The sequence below is a fragment of the Acinetobacter sp. CIP 51.11 genome, from assembly GCF_000369665.1.
Classification (GTDB): Bacteria; Pseudomonadota; Gammaproteobacteria; order Pseudomonadales; family Moraxellaceae; genus Acinetobacter; species Acinetobacter lwoffii_S.
The window spans coordinates 482,448-502,718 of sequence record NZ_KB850129.1; the positions used below are offsets into that span (position 1 = coordinate 482,448).

Here is a 20,271-nt window from a genome sequence, read left to right on the forward strand (position 1 = left end):
TAGTTTCTGCAAGGCTTTGCCTATAATTAACGATTGAGATTTTAGTGTTAGGAACAAATTCATGGTTCAAAAGATTGAAGCAACCGATGTAACCGAAGAAGAAGCGTTAAATGCGGCATTCTTTGAACGTGCTGATGAATTTATTCAACAAGCCAACGAGTTTTGTCGCGTAGAAAAAGGTTCACAGGAAAAACCGAGCGATAAGCGCGGTCAAGTCAGTGCGGCGATGTTATTTGGTACTGCCCGTTTCAATACCTGGGTGGCAGCGAATAACTTTAAAGATGGGAATGAAATGCGCGATGCCAAAGATCAGGTCATGTCTTATATCTTGCAGCAATTTCAAATGATGCTGGAAGATAACTATGATGAATACTGTGAACAGTTCGAAAACTATTTACGTTTCCGTCACAATGAAGAGTTTCATGCCAACAAGCATAACCATGATCACAAGCATGATCATTGATTAAAATACGAAAAGCCCCGCGGGGCTTTTTTTATTTGCTGTCATTTATCATATTGACTTTAAAGTGATTTAAGCACTATATAAATTGAATAATAAATAAACGAAAACAAGGCATAGCATGCAGCAACTTCCCTTCCCGATCATTGACCCTCATATCCACCAATGGGATCCGTACAATACCCCACATGCGGCAGCGCTAGCGGTAAAGCTGTTCGGCAATCATCCCAAATTACTAGACAGAATGGTTCGACTGTTGAAACCCAGAGACGTCATTGAGACCATTGGCCTGACACAGCACCTGACTGCACTTTATCTGCCTGCAAATTACAAGAAAGATGCAGGACATTATGAAATAGAGCAGATTGTGCATGTTGAAGCCAGCTGGCATGACCATAAAGGTACGGGTGTGGTAAATGAAACCCGTTTTATCGCTGGGCTTCCTTTTGATCAGCACACTATCCAATTGGGTGGAATTGTCGCCACGGCGGATCCGCGGCAGAAAAATTTTAAACAGTTGATTCAATTGCATCGCGAAGCTTCTCCCAAGTTTCGGGGCATCCGTAAAATGGCTGCAGTACATCCAGATAAAGGGATTCATGCCTGGACCGATGAACCGCATCTCTATCGCAACACAGATTTCCTGAAGGGCTTTGAAGAACTGGCCAGGCAAGATTTAAGCTTTGATGCCTGGGTGTACTCTACCCAGATTGCGGATGTTACTGCTCTGGCCAAAGCCTTTCCAAACACCCCTATTGTGCTGGATCATCTGGGTACGCCCGCAGGTTTATTTGGCAAAGTGAGCAAAGCTACAGGCAAGACCGAACAAGATCGCACCCAGATATTTGCAGACTGGAAAGATCAGTTGGCAGAACTGGCCGAATGCAAAAATGTATCGACCAAAATGTCTGGTCTGTTTATGCCAGTCTTGGGACATGATTTTCACACGCAGAAACGGCTGGCAAGTAAACAGGAATTAGTGGAACGTGCCGCACCCGTGATCCAGCATACTTTAGACTGTTTTGGTTCTGGGCGCGTGATGTTTGCATCCAACTTTCCAATGGACAGTGTCAGTAGCTCACTCACCAACATTATTGATGCCTTTAGCGATATTGTGCAGGACTACAATGAAAATGCGTTAAAGCCGATTTTTTATGAAAATGCTAAACGTTTTTATCGACTTTGAGTAGATGAGGACATGCTAAGTTGGATAACAGATTCCAGTCTAAATACGCCTTCAGGCAAAGGACTTTGTATTTTACTCACTATTATTTCAAGCTGGATAACGTCTTATTATTATCAAGTGGCGATCCATCATCCTTTTGATCAAGATATTGCTTTCGTTTCAACTTTGATTGGCTGTGGAATATTGATTTTCCTTCTTATTGTATCTGTTTGGAGTCTGCTCCTATCTATCCTTGCAAGCTTAACTGGAGGGATTGTTTTTAGCCATAGAGCAACCTAAAGCATAAAACTAAAATAAAAAAATCCCCTCACTTGAGGGGATTTTTTATCAACACTATGATGTTTTCACTTGCTTACCGTACTGATCAGCCATCACTTCCACCAGCTGGTCCGGCTTGATGTATTTTTTGATCATGGCATCAATATCGGCTTTGCTCAGTTGAGCAATCGCCTGATCACGTTTTTCCCGGTAAACCAGATTACGGTCTTTTTCCAGCTGTGGAATCAACATAGTGTGAATACGGCGATCATCTTCGAGTGCAGTTAAACGCTGTTTCAAGATACTGGCTTTTGCCGCTTCGACTTCCTGTTCAGTCACGCCACGTGTCAGCAGTTCATTGAGTACCTTATGCACTGCCTGAGAAACCTGTGCGGATTTTCCAGCCGTATAATTGGCACTAATCATCATGGCGCCCACATCTGCCCATTCATCGAGTTGCACATCTGCACTAAAACCATAGACTAGTGCATTTTTCTCGCGTAGCTCTTGTGCCAGTCGTGACGATAACTGTGAATCACCCAGAATATATCGAAATACCTGTAATGCAGGTGCATCGGCATGATCTGCGCCGACCGGCATGCTCATGAATGCCTCATAACTCCCGAATTCACGCTGCTCAGACAACGCATGAATTTTCTGGGCTGGATAGCTTCGATATTCCGATTTCAGACGCTCATAAGGCTGTGTAGCTTTCCAGTCTGAGAAACTGTTTTTCAGCGTTTTTTGCATCGATTTCGGATTAAATTCGCCCGTAACCGCTATTTGCGCATGCTGGGTTTTTAAAAACTGCTGATACAGTGCCATAACCTGTTCGCGAGTCGCTTTCTGATACTGTTTTTTGGCCAATTCCGGCTCGAAATGAAAACGCAGATCGCCAGGCTGATAAATCTCGATCGTTCGAGCCATCGTCAAGCTCGACACGGTATCTGGTTCAGTATAAGGACGATCCAGACTGGATAAAGTCTGCCCCTTGATTAAATCAAACTGACTTTGCTCAAATGCCGGCGTTTTCAGCACATCAACCACATACTGGAAAAACTCCTCAAACTTTTCTTTTTTGGCGCTGATCTGCAAGGTCAGGCCATTGCCGGATGCACCGGCAGTTGCCGAACCACCTACTTCAATAATTTTATCGGCAATCTGCTGCAAGCTTTGAGTTTTCGATGAGCGCAACATTAAATAAGCGGTCAGATCCAGAATCTCGCCTTTATTCATCAGGCTTTGTGCAGTACCAAAATCCAGTGAAATTGTGGCATAAACCTTGTCATCGCGGGTAGTCGTCGGAAACAACGCGTATTTAATGCCATTTTTCAACTTGCCACGCTGAATCTGTTTGTCTTTACTGTACAAATACTGTTTGGATTCCTGGACATATTGCTTCACTTCAGCCTGATAAACACTGACATCTTTCAGTGGCTCTTCTGCTTCAGTCTGTTGATCCAGAGTTTTTGCCGGTGCTTCTGTTTGTGCCAGTTCCTGCGCTTTTTTCTGATCTTCCGGGGTAGGTAAAATATTGCCAGAAATACGGTATTCAGGTTTTAAAAAATTCTTATAGACCTGATTGACCTGATTCACATTCAGGTTTTGAATCGCGCTCAGATCTTTAAAATACTGGCTCCAGTCACCCGAATACGCCACTGCATAATCACTTAAACGTGAACCTAAAGCAGTCGCACTATTTTTAATATTGTCGGCCTGATTTCGGGTCAGATTTTTAGCCCGGTTTAATTCTGCTTCGGTAAATGGCTGGCTCTTTTCTACGCCTTGGATCAGCCCCTTTTCAATATCCTGTGCCTGATGATTCGGAGCATAGATTGCTCCCATAAACACCAGATTAAAGTCTTTATCCAGCCAGGTACTGGATTGCACCGCTGTTGACTTCCCAGTTTCCACCATATTCTGATAGAGATGTCCACTTGGCTGCAAAGTATAGAGCGTTGGCGAAACAGCCAAAGCCGTTTTAATGCTTTCTTCGGATTGATTCAAATAAAGATTAAACTTGGCCAGATCACTGCCTTTCTTTACTGTAAATTCACGCTGTTTGATTTGCTCTGGTTTAAGCGCTGGGACTTTCACTTGCGCTGGTACATTTCGGGATTGAATCGGACTGAAATGCGTATCCAGCTGTTTTAAGACTTCGGCCTTATCAAATTTGCCCGAAATGACCACAAAGGCATTATTCGGTGCATACCATTGACGGTAAAAACGGTGTAGTTCCTGCATATTGATTGATTGCAGCTCATTTAGGTCACCAATCGGCAAACGGCCTAAATACTGATTGCCATAAGCAGATTTAAACACCTGATCGATCAATACTGAAAATGGCTGATCCAGACGAATTTCACGCTCGCGTTTTACAATATCAATTTCAGTCGGTACATATTTTTCCTGAAGCACCAGCTTGTCCATGCGTTCGGCTTCGAGAAAAATGACTTCACTCAGCGCAGTTTTTTCAGGACGGATCACATTGGTATATTTGGTCGAGTAATAGTCGGTACTGGCATTAGTCATCAAGGTATATTGATCCAGTCGACGCTGGAATTCATCCCCTTTGACATTTTCTGTGCCTTTAAAGGCCAAATGTTCCAGCAGATGGGCCAGTCCGCCCTTGCCCTGAGGATCATTCAGGGAACCGGTCAGATAGACCGTATTCATAAAAACTTTATTTTCTTTATCATTTGGTGCCAAGATAATGCGCAGTCCATTATCCAGTCGGTATTCTTCAATATTCTGTTCCGTTTTCACCAAAACAGGCTGTGCAAAACTTAGTACACTACAGCCAGACAATACAATCGCCAGACTTAAATTTTTATAACGTAGCAACATTCTTCATCCAAATTATAAATATAAATTTTTATTCGCGCCCATCTTAGAGAATGATTCTTTTTCTGAATAATCTATTCCAAGCCGAACCATCAAAATAACATGCCGCCTCGCCTGACGACATGTATATCTATGTAATTATAAAAATTATAGATAAATTTCAGCCTGCATATATAACTTTCCATAACCGGAAATTTCAATTCGATCCTGATCTTGCAAAGCACAATACAGCACCCCACCACGTGCTGATGCCTGATAAGCGACCAGTTCATTTTTACCGAGTTTCTCGGCCCACAGCGGCGCAATTCCGGTGTGAATCGAACCGGTTACCGGATCTTCATTGATGCCATTACTCGGTGCAAAATAACGTGAAATACAGTCGTATTGCGTATCTTGTGAAGTAATTGCGACATCTAAATAGGTATTCTGAGCAGTAATCGCAGTACGCTTACCATTCAACTGTTTCAACAATTCAAAATCAGGCGTTTCATCCAGCACATCCTGTACCGATTCGTATTCAACAATATAGCCCTGTACATTCAGATAAACCTGTTTAAACGGTTTGCTCAAGGCCTGTCTTAAAGCTTCAGGATATTCAGCAACTGGCTCTGCACGACGGATTGGAAAGTTCATTCTGATCTTGCCATCCGCATCCTGATTGGCTACAAAAATGCCTAAGTCTTTTACATGAAAATGAATCGTTTTCCCCGTATCAAACTGATTGAATAGTACAAAGCTGCTGGCCAATGTCGCATGACCACAAAAATCCACTTCCTTGGTTGGCGTAAACCAGCGGATGGCATAATTATCGCTATCGATGACTTTAACAAAAGCCGTTTCGGACAGATTATTTTCCAAGGCGATATTTTGCATCAGACCATCTTCGAGCCATTCATCCAGCACAATCACGGCTGCAGGATTGCCTTTAAACAGTTCCGTGGTAAACGCATCGACCTGGTACATTTTCATTTTTTGAATTCCTGAATATAACGATCTCTAGTTTAAAAGCTTTTTTGCAAGAATGAACTTGAATATGTTAATGATCTCATTAATCTGGCCTAGTAAATAAATAGAGCAAATGGTGCTGCATGACAAACTCCCATATTCAAAGCGTTCCCTTAGAAAAAGCTTATCGTCTGATTACCCATGGCCCTACTGTACTGGTATCTGCTCAAGATCAGCAGGATACAGATGTTATGGCAGCAGCCTGGGCATGCGCATTGGAATTCAGCCCCGCAAAAGTGACTGTGGTTCTGGATAAAAGCACCAAAACCCGAAATATTATTGAAAATTCAGGTTATTTCGCGCTGCAAATTCCAACATTGAAACAACTGAATATGGTCTATCGTCTGGGTACGCAGAGCCTGCATGATGTGCCGGACAAACTGGTACAATCCGGAGTAGAACTATTTCATTTTCCTGATGCTGATATTCCTGTAGTACAAGGCTGTGCGGCCTGGATACTCTGCGAGCTGATTCCTGAGCCGCATAACCAGCAAATGCATGACCTGTTTATAGGCAAGGTGATTGCAGCCTATGCCGATGATCGGGTCTTCCGCGACGGCCACTGGCATTATCATGAAGTGGCTGAAGAGTGGAAAAGTATTCATCATGTAGCCGGCGGGCATTTTTACACCATCGGCAATGCGGTGAGCATTGATGATCCGGAATTATAAATTTTTCAAATTTGGAATAAATGAAAGTAATCGCGGATGATCAGATGATATCGACAAGCCCCAGAGCATCCGAAATTATGCTACTTTATCCATAATCCTCATTTGGTCTGATGCGTTATGATACCTTTTAAAATTCACTGTATTGATGTCCAGAATTCACTGCAAAATTATATCTGGTTGCTTGAACATACCGCGTCGCATCAGGTGGCTGTGATTGATCCAACCGAAGCAGAATTGGTACAAGACTATTGTGCCGAACACGGTTTAACTGTAAGTCAAATCTGGCTGACTCACTGGCATAAAGATCATATTGGCGGTGTGCCGGGGTTAATCCAAGGAAAAAATCTGCCTATGTATGGCCCACGGGCAGAACTAAGCAAAATTCCGTTTATCACCCATCCGCTTGAGCATGAAGAACAGTTTAATTTTCATGGAATAGATATCCAGGTGATTGCTGTACCCGGGCATACCCTCGGCCATATTGTGTATTTTATTGATGCTATTGATGTGCTTTTCTGCGGTGATACCTTATTTGCCATGGGCTGTGGCCGGGTTTTTGAAGGCACCTATTCACAGATGTATCATTCTCTGTCCCGTCTGGCCGCCTTGCCACCGCGCACCCAAGTCTATTGCACCCATGAATACACCTTATCGAATGCCCAGTTTGCCAAGCATGTCGAACCAGACAATCCAGCGATTCTGGAACGCTTCGAGCAGATTGAGCGTTTGCGTATGGTAGGCCAGTGCACGCTGCCAAGTAGTATTGAAGATGAATTGCAAACCAATCCTTTTCTACGTGCAGAAAGCGTGGAAGAATTCCAGCGCTTAAGAACTCTCAAAGATCAGTTTTAAACGGGATTCAAAGCTGAAGATCAATCTTCAGCCGACTCACTTTTTTTTCATTTGCGATGCATAGAATGTCATTGAAAGGCACGTACAACTTTTACACAAGTCGGAGTAAGTTGAACCTCCATCTAAAAAATGTCTTTCTGTGCCATTTTTCCTTTCTTATAATCAACCACGTCCCCTATTTTTTAGGAACCAATTTCAGTTCTAACATATGAAATAATGACTCACAAAAAATAGGATGATGTTTATTAAAATTAAATAAATTCACGGAACATTGCTTAAATAATCAACATGGAACCTAATAAATTATTTAAAAAGCCCAATACATCAGAATTGGGATTTAAAAAAACTATAAAGATATGATTTATATATAATAAAAAATAGAATTTCGGATAACGTGTATTATGTTAATTTTAGAAAGTCGTAATAGGATAATAAAAATCTATATTGTTTTAAGAAAACTCTCTTATGATTAAATCTCTATAGTTCTTTTAATATTTGCTATGTATCAAAGAATCAAACAATGGGCTAAATCAATCAAAAAAGACATCTTGGTTGTTTGGCTTATTGCAAAAGACAAGCGAACGCCCAATTCTGTAAAGCTTTTAGCTTTAATTATTGCTGCCTATGCCTTCTCACCAATTGATTTAATTCCAGATTTTATTCCCGTACTGGGGTATTTAGACGATATTATTATTGTACCTTTAGGTATTTTATTAGTTATCAAGCTTACCCCACAAAACATTATAGATGATTGTAGAATTCTTGCAGAAACCTTAGTTGAAAGGCCTATAAACTGTTGGGCAGCAGGAATTATTATCCTGATATGGCTTGTAGTATTGGGATATTTAACCATGTACTTCATGAACGATTCACTGTCTATACTGTCTATTTTTGACAAGTGAGATTTAAATACCCTCTCTCATTTGCACCCATTTAATATAATGGGCATTATTCAAAATTAAAATGTAAACCAAAATAGAAATAAAATGTCTGCTTTCAGAGCATGACATTAGTTCTGTCGTACAAATTTAAAAGTGACATTGGCCATGTCGATCCCGAATGATGATATGTAGGATAGCATTAACTAGTTTCTTGGATTCTATTTACTAAAACTGACAACGTATCTGTCGCATGAAGCAATGTTAAAGAATCTGGTTACTTTGTGCATAAGTATCCAGTTCACCTTGAGTAACGACACGCACCTCCTGCATTTCATCAATACGTACCAGTAGCAAGCCACCTAAAGCAGGCTGATAACGACGGGCACTGCCAAAAGGCGTATAGGTCACTTTCGACTGAACACTAAAGCTCAACCAGTCTTCATGTCCCAACATCACAGCAACCGGCTCAAGTCCCTGCTGTTGCATCAATTTAATTTTCTGATTCACATAGTGTTCAATGGTCAGTTCAGTCATGGTACGAGTATTCAGTTTTAGAATTACATTTCAGACAGTATAAAGCATGCAAATGAGGTTAAAGATCAGAAAACCAGCAGCCGGTATTCTTTTAATAAATAAGTCGATTGGATTTTAATTTTCTCATTGTAGATCTGAAATTTTCTATTTCATACGGTTGATAAAATTAGAAAATAACCTGGTTCACTAATAAGCTATTGAATTAGAAAATTAATTATCCAAATTTATAGCTTATAAAAACTTAATATTTAGTTACAACCTATTCAATATGATAAAAATCATTTACTTAGCGTTTAAATTGATTTTTTCTTAATCAACCGATGTTCACTATATACACAAATTCATTTAAATTAATTTAAATAAAGGCATTTGCCCTTTAAAAGATAATTTTTCACCCTTATTTAAGATTTAACAATGATGAAGGAGTGATCTCGTGAAAAAAGTGGTTAAAGCGAAAAATTTGATTGCATTTCGACTATGGTTAGAAAAATTGGGATATTCGGTACGCACTCTGGCGGATGATCGTGGTTTCAGTTTCAGTTTCAAGAAAGAATATGGCCTGGTGACCTGTGATCTGGCAGGTAATGCTCTGGCACTACAACTAGGCGAGGAATTTGAAGATCATTTAAAAGCCTGATTGCTTCTATTTAAGAGCAGAAAAATAAATTAATCTTTCCACTGATTCAACAGCGCTATTCTCCAGTTATTCAGCCCATTTCGATGGGCTTTTCTTTGTTCAGTAAATTTCAGGCAATAAAAAAGCAAGGCATCGGCCTTGCTTTAATATGATGGTGGGGACGGAGAGACTCGAACTCTCACACCTCGCGGCGCTGGAACCTAAATCCAGTGCGTCTACCAATTTCGCCACGTCCCCATCAGGGTACCAACTTAGCGTTGGATTTCTTTCAAACTTTGGCAGAGGATCAAGGATTCGAACCTTGACGAACGGTTTTGGAGACCGTCATGCTACCATTACACCAATCCTCTACTTCCACCCAATATCCAGTTACTCAAATATTGATTGGTGGGGACGGAGAGACTCGAACTCTCACACCTCGCGGCGCTGGAACCTAAATCCAGTGCGTCTACCAATTTCGCCACGTCCCCAATGGCTGTGTATATTATAGAGATAGACCGACATTGACAAGTGATTTTACAAGCGATCACAGTCTATTCCGCTATAAAATAAACAGTTAGTTCTATTTTTTAATTTTTTATAAAATTTATGTCGAAAATTTGATTGATTTTAAGATATGGCTGCCCATTCGTTATTTTTATTCATTTCGATTCAATTCCAACATTTCAAATTAAAACTCAAATGAATTTCTAATCTTGATCAACATAGGCATTCAGAATACTGAAACTATTATTGATAAATGATGTCTGAGCCAGTGCATGGAATCAGAATACAACACAGCATCAATAACAACAGCTTTGCCAAATTTCAGGCAATAAAAAAGCAAGGCACTCGCCTTGCTTTAATATAATGGTGGGGATAGAGAGACTCGAACTCTCACGCCCAGAAGGCGCTGCGACCTGAACACAGTGCGTCTACCAATTCCGCCATATCCCCATGGCTGTGTATATTATAGCGATCAGACCTGATTCACAAGTAGTTCTATAGAAAGCTAAATACTTTTATATCAAAAATTAATCAGTTAATTCACTGTTGAACAAATACTGCTCTATTTAGACCAACATATAAAATTGATAGACACAATGAGACTGATCCATATAACATTTAAATTATTGAATATAGAGATCGCATGAATTATTGCAGCAATACAATGAAATTTGCTAAGGTCCCGCCCTTGCCTGATCATTCACTTAAGAAGTGAAATCCTGAATGCATTGTGATTCATCAACCATGACAGCAAAAATCTGGTACTAAAAAACCGTCCTCAAATTTCAGGCAATAAAAAAGCAAGGCATTTGCCTTGCTTTAATATGATGGTGGGGACGGAGAGACTCGAACTCTCACACCTCGCGGCGCTGGAACCTAAATCCAGTGCGTCTACCAATTTCGCCACGTCCCCATCAGGGTACCAACTTAGCGTTGGATTTCTTTCAAACTTTGGCAGAGGATCAAGGATTCGAACCTTGACGAACGGTTTTGGAGACCGTCATGCTACCATTACACCAATCCTCTACTTCCACCCAATATCCAGTTACTCAAATATTGATTGGTGGGGACGGAGAGACTCGAACTCTCACACCTCGCGGCGCTGGAACCTAAATCCAGTGCGTCTACCAATTTCGCCACGTCCCCATCAGGGTACCAACTTAGCGTTGGATTTCTTTCAAACTTTGGCAGAGGATCAAGGATTCGAACCTTGACGAACGGTTTTGGAGACCGTCATGCTACCATTACACCAATCCTCTACTTCCACCCAATATCCAGTTACTCAAATATTGATTGGTGGGGACGGAGAGACTCGAACTCTCACACCTCGCGGCGCTGGAACCTAAATCCAGTGCGTCTACCAATTTCGCCACGTCCCCAATGGCTGTGTATATTATAGAGATCATTTCCAGCTGACAAGCCGTTTATCATAAAAAAACACTCGTTTGATTAAATAAGAAACAATTCAAGTTTTATTGTATTTTTCTCATTCAATTTCAGTCATTAAGTAGTCTTTCACAGCTTGAAAATCGGCCAATCTATGCTGCTTCTGCTTACTTAACATTTCTTCTAATAAGCCTTGAAAAGCCTGTAAGTGCTGCGGTAACTCAACTTTCAGACGCTGACAATGCAAAAAGGCCCAATCCAGATAATCTGTCGCCTGTAAACGCTGACCACTCAACCACTCATAAAAAATAACACCCAAAGCATAAACTTCACTTTGTAGGCTCTTGGCTTGGCCTTGGAACAGTTCCGGCGCCATATAACGCGGTGTCGCATTCAGTTCATGCAGGTCATTCTGATGGAGTATTTGGACATGCTCAAAATCAAGCAGGCAGACCCTGCCCTGATTATTTACAAAATGTTCCTGCTTTAAATCGGCATGCAAATAACCCAATTCTTGCAGGCAGATTAAAGGCTCCACAGCTTGCAGCAAATGTTGCCGAATTTGCGTGATGGATTGCTGATACGGCATGATCTGAAAATGCGCCGGCGCATCGACCAGAATTAAGGCCTGCTCAAATTGTTCATGATTGATCTTGAAAGGCTGTTGAATAATTTGATGTGGAAGGAAAAAATTTAGATCACCTGAGCTGGCATGAGCTTGATAAAAATCCAGCTCATGTTGCCAGCCTAGTTCAGCATGTGGAGATGATATTAAACTATCAGATCTATGCGATATCTGGGTTTTTAGCCAGAGCGCATTTCCCTTGGCATAATAAAGACGCCGACCAAAACCCAGACTACGGGCTTTGGTTCGTAGTTCAAAATCAGAAATATCGGGATGATCTAAATTAAGTCGTGGCAATGTATTCAGGTATTGGATTAAGTGTATGCTGATAATTTAGCAGCTCCAGACAATGCTGAATAGTTTTCCCGACCCGTTCCTGAGTCTCAATAAGGGAAATTTTCGGCCATGTGGCACGCTCGCCTTCACGCTGTAAAATTTTAAACAGATATGGCCGCGGATTTTGCAACATATAGCTATAGTGGCGCAGGCTATATTTACCGACAATATTCACATCACCATAATAACGCTGATCCACCACACCATAGCCATGATCCAGCAGACGGCGTACAGGAGGTAAGCTTCCGGCATGCTCTCGGGCAAAATCCATCATTCCTTTGGTAATCACCGCGCCCTGACGGCGAACAATTCGTTGTGGCCAACTCAAAGTACCTTTACGGAAACGTGAAATATCATCCTGCATGAATGGCACGATATGCGGGTTGGTCTGACTGGCAATGGTATAATTAATATTATACAGGCGTGCCATTTTCTCCTGCGGAAAATCACTGCGCACGCTGCCATCCACCCAGCGGGTTGAACCCATATAAGGCGTATATTGACCATCATAGCGCTTACTGGTCAAACGAACCGGTGGAAACAGAACCGGCACCGCACAAGACGCCAGTACCGCACTCCAGACCAGCAAATCCGGAGAAGTATAGGCATTTAAAATGCGTGCATCCTGTCCAGCATCATAAGGTGCAACCGCAATATTGATATGCAGACCTGAGGTTTTGAGTGCTTCTTCGAAGGTCAGATCACCCAGATTTTCGACCAGAAATTTTTTTAGATATTTTACATCCGCCAGACCACCATTACCTTTCATCAATTCACTCATGGTGCGGAAATGAAAAGCCTCATGAAAGAAATTATGGCCTTTCAAAATATCAATATATTGCGAAGGTTTGGATACACCTAACATGGCGGTCATGATGGCACCCGCACTTGAACCGGACATTACCTTCGGCAACAAGTCCTGCTCCATTAAGGCTTTGCATACACCAGTATGAAACAGACCCAGCGTCGAACCACCGGAAAACATCAGGGCTGGCTGGCCATAGGCGCGCTGACAATGCTGAAAATATTCGATTTTTTCTTCCATACTGAGACAGGTACAGTCTATTGAAGCAATATAGGCTAAGCCTTGGCTGACTTCTTCGACATAATCTTCAATAATTCTTTTAGTGCCCACATAGGCTTCGGTAAACAGTAGAGGATGGGCAATGTTGGCAATATCGTAGCTCAGGCCTTCGCGCAAAATATACATCAGGTCACGGGTGCGCTTTTGTTGTCGATAGCGTCGTAATTTACCCAGACGATGTGCAATCACTTCTGCATCAAAGTATGGTGAACTGTTATCAAATTTCCATTCCTGTGCACCTGATTCTTCATCTATTTTCAGGGCAATATATTTCCATTCCTCATAGGACTCAGCCTGTTGCAGCTGCTGCTTGAGCTTTTTAATACGATAGGCCTGATGTGGATTAATATCCTGAGTAAAATCTTTAAACAGCATCTGCCTTTTCCCTATATTTATTCTTGATACAGCTCGTACCCAGAGCCAGAAAATGTGTACAAATTTTCTATCCTCTACAATAACGAAAATTCTCTACTTTAAGCAAATTATCATACTTTTCCGGCTTTGACTGTGAATTTTGCAATGCTACTATCTTAGGCATAATTTCAAATCTGTAATGTTAAATCATGGCGAAAATTGAGTTACCTGAGCATATTTTAAATACCCTTTCGACTGTTCTGCAGCAACTTCAGCAAAGTCTGCCCGAACTGAAACAAATTCCTGATTTTTCTGCCCATGCCTATAAGTGGCAACAGGGTGAACTCAAACCGATTCATCAGCTTAGACAGATGGAACTGGCCGATTTAAAAGGGATTGAGCGACAAAAAGAAAAAGTCATCCAGAACACGTTGCAGTTTTTAAACGGCTTACCTGCCAATGATGTCTTACTGACCGGTTCACGCGGTACGGGTAAATCCTCCATTGTTCGTGCCCTACTCACCGAGTATGCAGATCAAGGGTTACGATTAATTGAAATCGAACGGGATGATTTATCCGATCTGCCTCAAATTCAGCAACTCATTGCAGAGCGTCCAGAGAAGTTTATTGTCTACTGTGATGATCTGGCCTTTAATGCCGAAGATGAAAATTATCGCAGTTTAAAGAGTGTTCTGGATGGTTCTTTACAGTCCGGTTCCAGCAATTTTGTGATTTATGCGACCAGTAACCGTCGTCATTTATTACCCGAATTCATGCATGAAAATACGCCCGTTACCCGAGTTGATGTGCCGCAATATACTGAATTACATCCTCAGGAAGCGATTGAAGAAAAAATTTCACTGTCTGACCGCTTTGGTTTATGGCTGTCTTTCTATCCAATGGATCAGAACCTGTATTTGGAAATTGTCGAACATTACCTCAAAAAGGCAGGCATGGAACTCACGCCAGAAACCCGTGCTGAAGCCCTACGCTGGTGTCAGGCACGCGGTCAACGTTCAGGACGTGCTGCCTATCAGTTTTCCAAGCACTGGATTGGTTCAACCCAACTAAATGCCTCTTAACAACTTAAAAGCGACCGATTCAGGTCGCTTTTTTCATATAAATCATTTATATAATGATGATACTCAAAAGAAAATTAAAATTATGGATGTCGGCGCAGTTCTCATTCAACTTAAGCCCTTACACATGCAGCAAGTTCATGACTGGCAGCGTACTTTGAAAGCACGTCAAGACGAAGTAATTGAAACGCTTAAGGCTGAACAGGTTCATGTCGAGTCCTGGTTTTATCTGCAACTTCATGGTCAGGACTATTTGATTGCATATATGCGCGCCGACAATATTCAAAAAGCGCAAAATATTGCAAAACTCAGTACTTTCCCAATTGACCAAGTGCATAAACAGTTTAAAACTTCATGGCAAGCGGTTTATCCCACTGAATTGTTATTGGATGCTACAGCTACCTGATTTATTAGCACGGCTATTTAAAATAGTTTTGTAATAAAGACTTCTCCCCAATCAATAATAAAAAAAGCCCTGGAAATACAGGGCTTTTTTGACATCTCGAATTATTGTTTATCACCGATAATGGTAGACCATAGCAGGTCATCAATTTCACTGCCATTGAAATAAACAGTAGCCTTCAATGATTCAGGCTGGTTCTGTTTGACCTCAATTACCTGATCATCGCTGTCCTTAATTCTAAGCACGCCCTCTTTTGGCAAATGCTTATAGTTATTTAATACGGTTTCATCCATTTTAAATGGTGTCGTGGTATTAAAATCAAAACTGTAACGATAATCTGCCAGATCAGGCTGACCGATAATCGTACCACGACTGGTTAAGGTACGAATCCCATTACTGCCACTGCCATAATCATCGACCAAGCTGTAATTATAATTACGCACCTGCAGATATTCTTTGCTCTTTGTATCAAACGCGATTCCAGAAGTACCTGCCTGACCGGTCTCGGCGATACGCTGGAATTCCAACTGATCGATTTGATAAGATTCGGATTGCCCCATGTTATTTTTGGTTTTACGATGCACAATTGTGCCAGAAATCAGGTAGTCGTCCTTGAGATTAAAATCTACATTTGAACCATAACGGACATTGCTAAAGCTTAAAGTCGTCGTGTCACCATTCACCGTCTGAGTAATGTTTGAGCCTTTACGGTAAGTTTTATCCAGAATAATACAGTTATCTTTATCTGTTTTTAATTTCAAGGTTTTGACCGAACCAGTAATATTGACTTCCGAACAGATCAGATTTGGATATTTAATACTATTGATGCCCAGATTATAAATTTTGATGATACGTGCAGTACGCCCATAAGGATAATCTGCAAATACTTCACCAATCATGTGACCTAGAGCGACGTTATAGTCAGTATCATTACTGGTATCTCCAGAAATTTTATCGCGAATTTTGCCTACAATGTCCTGATCTTCAAACGGAACAAACTCCTCTGAAAGCTCAGGGGAAATACTTTCCTTCGGAACATTTGGAGGCGTAGTGACTGTAGGACTGTCTGAGCTACTTCCCCCACCACCGCCACAGGCACTCATTAAACCCGAGACAAGAACGAGTCCAAAGATAGAAATCGGCTTTTTCATAAAATTTATTCCCTAAAATTTCTTTGCATTTTTATTTGGTGATCACTAAAGATTGGCCTTCTCGAAACTGAACAGCTCAAATGCTATTTCTGCCGGTGATATTTTTTCTTGGCAGCCAGCTTTATCCTTCGATATCGCTTTATCTTTAAACAAAGAAATTTTTGGTTCTGTAATTTTAATGTATATTTCAAACAACAATTATCATAAGAAATGAAGTGCTTATTTGAATCTTGTTCCTTAGCAGAGTCACTTTTCAATACAATTAAAGCGCATTTAATTAAATCAATTTACTTTGCAACAAAGCTTATAAAATTTGTAATTGTTAAGTTAAAGATGGATTGAATTTTCTTTTTATGGAGAATCATGTTCAACTTTTATACAGAGCCATGAAAGAGAATATTGAAAGATAGGATGACTTTAGAGCATATAAAATGATCATTTTTATGATATGAAATACTTAATTATTTACAGAAGATTTAAAGCGTCGATTATTTTAGATTGGTCACGGATTCACTGAATTTTTTCCGACGCTTATATTCAAACATGTTCTGATCCGCTTGTGCGAGCGCTGCAAATAAACCATGACCAGGATGACGCATCGCCATACCAATCGCTGCGCCAATGTTTGCTGCTGCAAAGGCATTAATTAAACGATCCACTAAACTTTCAGTACCCGTTTCATCATTTTCCACGCTAAGAATCACAAACTCATCACCACCCAAACGAGCAACAATATCATTGATCCGTACATTATCTCGTAATATTTGCGCTGCATTTTGAATCAGTTTGTCACCTTCATCATGACCTAAATTATCATTCACTTTTTTTAGGTCATTCAGGTCAATAAATAATACAGCGGCGGGATGACCATATTGCTTGCAACGCTCTTCTTCTGCTCGCAGCAGTTTTTCCCAAGCGCGACGATTATATAGCCCGGTCAATTCATCTTTACTGGCTTCTTCCTGCAATAATTCATGCTGTCTCATCTGCTCACTCTGACGTAATTCTGCCTGCAAGATCGAACTGAGTAATTGTCCCAACAACTCGACCAGTTGTATATCTTGCACAATAGCTTCTGATTTGGTTTCTGGATCAATCGCACAGAGCGTTCCAAACAAACTGCCATCTTCTTTAAGGAGTGGCTGACCAATATAAGATTTTATACAGACCTGCTGATTAATCGGCGCTGTGGCGTATAAAGGAATTTCTTCAGAGCGGGGGGCAATTCTCGGGGCCTTACCTGCGACCATATGAGAACAAAAAGAATCAGCCCACTGAAACACCTGGCCGGGTCGTATATCATAACCATGATCTTCACTTTGCAGCACAATCCAGTCTTGGCCTTCTACCCGGGTGATCATCCATAAATTAAAGCCAAAATGCTGATGCAGAAACTTTAACACTGCCTCTCCAGCATCCTGAAAACTTTTGAAATTTATATTTTCCATCCGAGATTGCCTCTGCTGTAAACCTGTAAAAATATGCATGATATCAACTTAAGCTATTAAACTATTTTTATAGTTTCAATAGAATATAAGAGCTCTAAATACAGCCATAAAACTATATATTTACAACATACCGTTGCTATAAGTTTTCATTTAAAAATTCACAATAAAAAAGAGGCCTAAGCCTCTTTTCTTCAAGTCTGAAATCTATGCCTCTGTCGGATTAGTCAGTTCCGTCATTGGCCAGCGCGGTGTGGTGGTCACCGCCAAGCCATCATGCTGCCCTGCTTTGAGACGCTGATAGCCCGCAAAAGCAATCATGGCACCATTGTCTGTACAGAGTGCAGGTTCAGCATAATAAACAGATGCACGGATCTTGGCTAAATCTACTTCTAAACGCTCACGTAAACGCTTGTTGGCACTGACACCGCCCGCAATCACCAGACGTTTAAGACCTGTTTGCTTCAGTGCTTTCACCGACTTTTTCACCAAAGTATCAACAATGGCTTCCTGAAAACTGGCAGCGATATCGGCATCACGATTTTCATCACCCAGTTTTTTCATCTGTACAGAAACAGCCGTTTTTAGACCACTGAATGAAAATTCTAGGCCTTGATGCAGCATTGGACGCGGGAATGCAAAGGCATTCGGGTCACCCTGCTCCGCCAGTTTGGAGATATTTGGACCACCTGGATACGGCAGACCCATCATCTTCGCGACTTTATCAAATGCTTCGCCTGCCGCATCATCAATAGATTCACCCAAGAGTTCATACTGGCCAATGCCATAAGCTGCCATAAGTTGTGAATGCCCACCTGATACCAACAATGCAACAAATGGAAACTCAGGTGGAGTTTCTGACAACAAAGGTGCCAGCATATGCCCTTCCATATGATGCACACCAATTGCGGGTTTATTCAATGCAAAGGCCAAAGTACGACCAAACAATGCACCTGTCATGAGTGCACCCATCAGACCCGGTCCGCGCGTATAAGCCACTGCATCAATCTCTGATTTTTTCACGCCGCTCTGTTCCAGCAGCTCATTGATAAGTGGAATCAATTTACGTACATGATCACGTGACGCCAGCTCTGGAACTACACCGCCATATTCTGCGTGCAGTTTAATCTGGCTATAAAGCACCTGTCCGCGCAAACCCAACTCGCTGTCATATAGCGCAAGTCCTGTTTCATCACACGACGTTTCCAAGCCTAAAACGATCATTAAACTGCCTATAACCTGTATCAATTCTATTGCAGCAACTATTATAGACTTGTGGTATGAGATGTAAATGAGTAAAATACTGACCTTCACTTGTGATTGAGGGCAATTCAGCCCGAGATCTTACCCTAACTGATATGAGGATTCTTCATGCCACAAGTTAAATTGAAAGAAGGCGAACCAGTAGACGTAGCTATCCGTCGTTTCAAACGTTCATGCGAAAAAGCGGGTGTTCTTGCTGACGTACGTAAGCGTGAATTCTACGAGAAACCAACTCAAGAACGTAAGCGCAAAAAAGCTGCTGCTGTTAAACGCTACCAAAAGAAATTGGCGCGTGAATCAGTACGTACGACTCGCCTTTACTAAGATTAATTTGTGATTGATTGCCTGGAATAAATAATGACGACTTTAAAAGACCAAATCACGGATGTTTTGAAAGCAACAATGCGTGCCAAAGAAATGTCCAAGCTGACGGTCATTCGCAGTCTACAGGCAGCAATTAAGCAAATCGAAGTCGATGAGCGCAAAGAACTTGACGACGCTCAGGTTCTTGCGGTCATTGAAAAACAAATTAAACAACGTAAAGAATCGGTTAAAGCCTTTGCAGGCGCTGGCCGAGATGATTTAGCTAGTAAGGAACAAGCCGAAATTGAGATTTTGTCTCAGTTTCTACCAGAAGCTATGACTGAGGAAGAACTTGATTCCATGATTGCGCAAGCTATTGCAGCGCAACAAGCTACTAGCATGAAAGATATGGGTAAGGTGATGAATTCTCTGCGTCCGCTCATAGCCGGGCGCGCCGATCCTGCACAAGTTTCCGCCAAAATCAAAGCGCAACTTGCTTAATCCCTACTCTCTAGCATTTTCTCTTTAACGTTGAACTGCCTTTAATCATCAAAGACAGTTCTTGACGTATTCTCATTGCAAATTACAATCGACCTGATAACGCTTGAGTAATTGCATCTCTTTAGACGATTTCACTTCTACAATTACATCCTGTTTACTCATATTTTGAAACTGACGATCCAGATAAGCACGATTCTGGTCAGCGGCCTGATATAAATGATCAACATAGCGCCCTACAATTCCACAAAATTTTGCATTCTGCTCAGGACTAAAACCTTGTTGCTGCGGATTTAAACCACTTAAAAATTGACGCGATTCCTTTTTATAATCCGCATTAATTCGTTCTACCGCTTCTACATATTCAACTGCACTCGCCGCAAAAACCCCATAACTCCACCCCAGTAGACACATACCCAATAGTATTTTTTTCATATTATGCTTCAATTTGATTCACGCTGATCTTTCAAAAATATTGTAGCCTGATTGAATATATTCTTGCTATATCATCCTGATACAAAAACTTAAAA

The 20,271-nt window shown here is 41.2% G+C and carries 20 protein-coding genes and 9 tRNA genes; 11 read left to right on the top strand and 18 right to left on the bottom strand.

What is annotated here, in order from left to right; translation table 11 throughout:
- Nucleotides 1-61 precede the first annotated feature (61 nt).
- The 3 genes from F894_RS06060 to F894_RS15055 all read left to right on the top strand — a co-directional run bounded on the left by F894_RS06060 (nt 62) and on the right by F894_RS15055 (nt 1,925).
- The gene (locus F894_RS06060) at nt 62-463 is read left to right on the top strand and encodes a DUF3144 domain-containing protein (protein ID WP_004280011.1); all 402 of its coding nucleotides are present in this window, start codon (nt 62-64) and stop codon (nt 461-463) included.
- Between the two features lie 118 nt (nt 464-581).
- The gene (locus F894_RS06065; protein ID WP_005246723.1) at nt 582-1,646 is read left to right on the top strand and encodes an amidohydrolase family protein; all 1,065 of its coding nucleotides are present in this window, start codon (nt 582-584) and stop codon (nt 1,644-1,646) included.
- Nucleotides 1,647-1,658: 12 nt separating this feature from the next.
- Nucleotides 1,659-1,925: a hypothetical protein gene (locus F894_RS15055; RefSeq protein ID WP_155756639.1), complete on the top strand. Its 267-nt coding sequence runs from the start codon at nt 1,659-1,661 to the stop codon at nt 1,923-1,925.
- 54 nt (nt 1,926-1,979) lie between these two features.
- Here F894_RS15055 and F894_RS06070 read toward each other — a convergent pair whose 3' ends face one another.
- Together F894_RS06070 and F894_RS06075 are read right to left on the bottom strand one after the other, a co-directional pair.
- Nucleotides 1,980-4,751: a M16 family metallopeptidase gene (locus tag F894_RS06070; protein ID WP_005246724.1), complete on the bottom strand. Its 2,772-nt coding sequence runs from the start codon at nt 4,749-4,751 to the stop codon at nt 1,980-1,982.
- 144 nt (nt 4,752-4,895) lie between these two features.
- Nucleotides 4,896-5,717 (bottom strand): PhzF family phenazine biosynthesis protein, encoded by an 822-nt coding sequence (locus F894_RS06075; protein WP_005246725.1) that lies wholly within the window; start codon nt 5,715-5,717, stop codon nt 4,896-4,898.
- Between the two features lie 119 nt (nt 5,718-5,836).
- On the opposite strand from F894_RS06075, the gene F894_RS06080 reads away from it, so the two are divergent.
- From F894_RS06080 to F894_RS06090, 3 genes are all read left to right on the top strand, one after another.
- Nucleotides 5,837-6,424, top strand: a complete 588-nt coding sequence (locus F894_RS06080; RefSeq protein ID WP_005246726.1) for a flavin reductase family protein — start codon at nt 5,837-5,839, stop codon at nt 6,422-6,424.
- Between the two features lie 117 nt (nt 6,425-6,541).
- Complete coding sequence (gene gloB / locus F894_RS06085) at nt 6,542-7,276, top strand: hydroxyacylglutathione hydrolase (protein ID WP_005246727.1); 735 nt, start codon at nt 6,542-6,544, stop codon at nt 7,274-7,276.
- A gap of 500 nt (nt 7,277-7,776) precedes the next feature.
- Nucleotides 7,777-8,178 (top strand): YkvA family protein, encoded by a 402-nt coding sequence (locus F894_RS06090; RefSeq protein ID WP_005246728.1) that lies wholly within the window; start codon nt 7,777-7,779, stop codon nt 8,176-8,178.
- A 240-nt stretch (nt 8,179-8,418) separates the two neighbouring features.
- Here the strand turns inward: F894_RS06090 and F894_RS06095 are convergent, their stop codons facing one another.
- Nucleotides 8,419-8,691 carry a hypothetical protein gene (locus tag F894_RS06095; RefSeq protein ID WP_005246729.1) on the bottom strand — a complete coding sequence of 91 codons (273 nt, stop codon included), beginning with the start codon at nt 8,689-8,691 and terminating at the stop codon, nt 8,419-8,421.
- Nucleotides 8,692-9,124: 433 nt separating this feature from the next.
- Between F894_RS06095 and F894_RS06100 the strand changes: the two genes are divergently transcribed.
- Complete coding sequence (locus tag F894_RS06100) at nt 9,125-9,328, top strand: hypothetical protein (RefSeq protein WP_004280022.1); 204 nt, start codon at nt 9,125-9,127, stop codon at nt 9,326-9,328.
- A gap of 152 nt (nt 9,329-9,480) precedes the next feature.
- On the opposite strand, the gene F894_RS06105 is transcribed toward F894_RS06100, so the two are convergent.
- The 11 genes from F894_RS06105 to F894_RS06155 form a co-directional block, all read right to left on the bottom strand.
- Nucleotides 9,481-9,565: transfer RNA gene (locus tag F894_RS06105), tRNA-Leu, on the bottom strand.
- A 39-nt stretch (nt 9,566-9,604) separates the two neighbouring features.
- Nucleotides 9,605-9,678, bottom strand: a tRNA-Trp gene (locus F894_RS06110).
- Between the two features lie 35 nt (nt 9,679-9,713).
- Nucleotides 9,714-9,798 (bottom strand) — tRNA-Leu (locus F894_RS06115).
- Between the two features lie 380 nt (nt 9,799-10,178).
- Nucleotides 10,179-10,264, bottom strand: a tRNA-Leu gene (locus F894_RS06120).
- Between the two features lie 378 nt (nt 10,265-10,642).
- Nucleotides 10,643-10,727, bottom strand: a tRNA-Leu gene (locus F894_RS06125).
- Nucleotides 10,728-10,766: 39 nt separating this feature from the next.
- Nucleotides 10,767-10,840: transfer RNA gene (locus tag F894_RS06130), tRNA-Trp, on the bottom strand.
- A gap of 35 nt (nt 10,841-10,875) precedes the next feature.
- A tRNA-Leu gene (locus tag F894_RS06135) sits at nt 10,876-10,960 on the bottom strand.
- 39 nt (nt 10,961-10,999) lie between these two features.
- A tRNA-Trp gene (locus F894_RS06140) sits at nt 11,000-11,073 on the bottom strand.
- Nucleotides 11,074-11,108: 35 nt separating this feature from the next.
- A tRNA-Leu gene (locus F894_RS06145) sits at nt 11,109-11,193 on the bottom strand.
- Between the two features lie 107 nt (nt 11,194-11,300).
- Nucleotides 11,301-12,122, bottom strand: a complete 822-nt coding sequence (locus tag F894_RS06150) for a protein kinase domain-containing protein (protein WP_005246730.1) — start codon at nt 12,120-12,122, stop codon at nt 11,301-11,303.
- On the bottom strand, nt 12,109-13,620 hold the full coding sequence (locus tag F894_RS06155; RefSeq protein WP_005246731.1) for a DUF3336 domain-containing protein: 1,512 nt from the start codon (nt 13,618-13,620) through the stop codon (nt 12,109-12,111). The genes F894_RS06150 and F894_RS06155 overlap by 14 nt, the downstream gene beginning before the upstream one ends.
- A gap of 188 nt (nt 13,621-13,808) precedes the next feature.
- Between F894_RS06155 and F894_RS06160 the strand changes: the two genes are divergently transcribed.
- Entirely contained in the window at nt 13,809-14,681 is an 873-nt protein-coding gene (locus F894_RS06160) for an ATP-binding protein (protein ID WP_005246732.1), read from the top strand.
- Nucleotides 14,671-15,084, top strand: a complete 414-nt coding sequence (locus F894_RS06165) for a DUF6176 family protein (RefSeq protein ID WP_005246733.1) — start codon at nt 14,671-14,673, stop codon at nt 15,082-15,084. The genes F894_RS06160 and F894_RS06165 overlap by 11 nt, the downstream gene beginning before the upstream one ends.
- A gap of 101 nt (nt 15,085-15,185) precedes the next feature.
- Here F894_RS06165 and F894_RS06170 read toward each other — a convergent pair whose 3' ends face one another.
- The 3 genes from F894_RS06170 to tsaD all read right to left on the bottom strand — a co-directional run bounded on the left by F894_RS06170 (nt 15,186) and on the right by tsaD (nt 18,901).
- Nucleotides 15,186-16,232, bottom strand: coding sequence for a hypothetical protein (locus tag F894_RS06170; protein ID WP_005246734.1), 1,047 nt, complete (start codon nt 16,230-16,232; stop codon nt 15,186-15,188).
- A 488-nt stretch (nt 16,233-16,720) separates the two neighbouring features.
- Nucleotides 16,721-17,680: a sensor domain-containing diguanylate cyclase gene (locus F894_RS06175; RefSeq protein ID WP_004646617.1), complete on the bottom strand. Its 960-nt coding sequence runs from the start codon at nt 17,678-17,680 to the stop codon at nt 16,721-16,723.
- 204 nt (nt 17,681-17,884) lie between these two features.
- Nucleotides 17,885-18,901 carry a tRNA (adenosine(37)-N6)-threonylcarbamoyltransferase complex transferase subunit TsaD gene (gene tsaD / locus F894_RS06180; protein ID WP_005246735.1) on the bottom strand — a complete coding sequence of 339 codons (1,017 nt, stop codon included), beginning with the start codon at nt 18,899-18,901 and terminating at the stop codon, nt 17,885-17,887.
- A gap of 147 nt (nt 18,902-19,048) precedes the next feature.
- Between tsaD and rpsU the strand changes: the two genes are divergently transcribed.
- Complete coding sequence (rpsU, locus tag F894_RS06185; RefSeq protein ID WP_001136722.1) at nt 19,049-19,264, top strand: 30S ribosomal protein S21; 216 nt, start codon at nt 19,049-19,051, stop codon at nt 19,262-19,264.
- A gap of 33 nt (nt 19,265-19,297) precedes the next feature.
- Nucleotides 19,298-19,744 carry a GatB/YqeY domain-containing protein gene (locus tag F894_RS06190; RefSeq protein WP_004280076.1) on the top strand — a complete coding sequence of 149 codons (447 nt, stop codon included), beginning with the start codon at nt 19,298-19,300 and terminating at the stop codon, nt 19,742-19,744.
- Between the two features lie 72 nt (nt 19,745-19,816).
- On the opposite strand, the gene F894_RS06195 is transcribed toward F894_RS06190, so the two are convergent.
- Nucleotides 19,817-20,176, bottom strand: a complete 360-nt coding sequence (locus F894_RS06195) for a hypothetical protein (protein ID WP_005246736.1) — start codon at nt 20,174-20,176, stop codon at nt 19,817-19,819.
- Between the last annotated feature and the right edge of the window lie 95 nt (nt 20,177-20,271).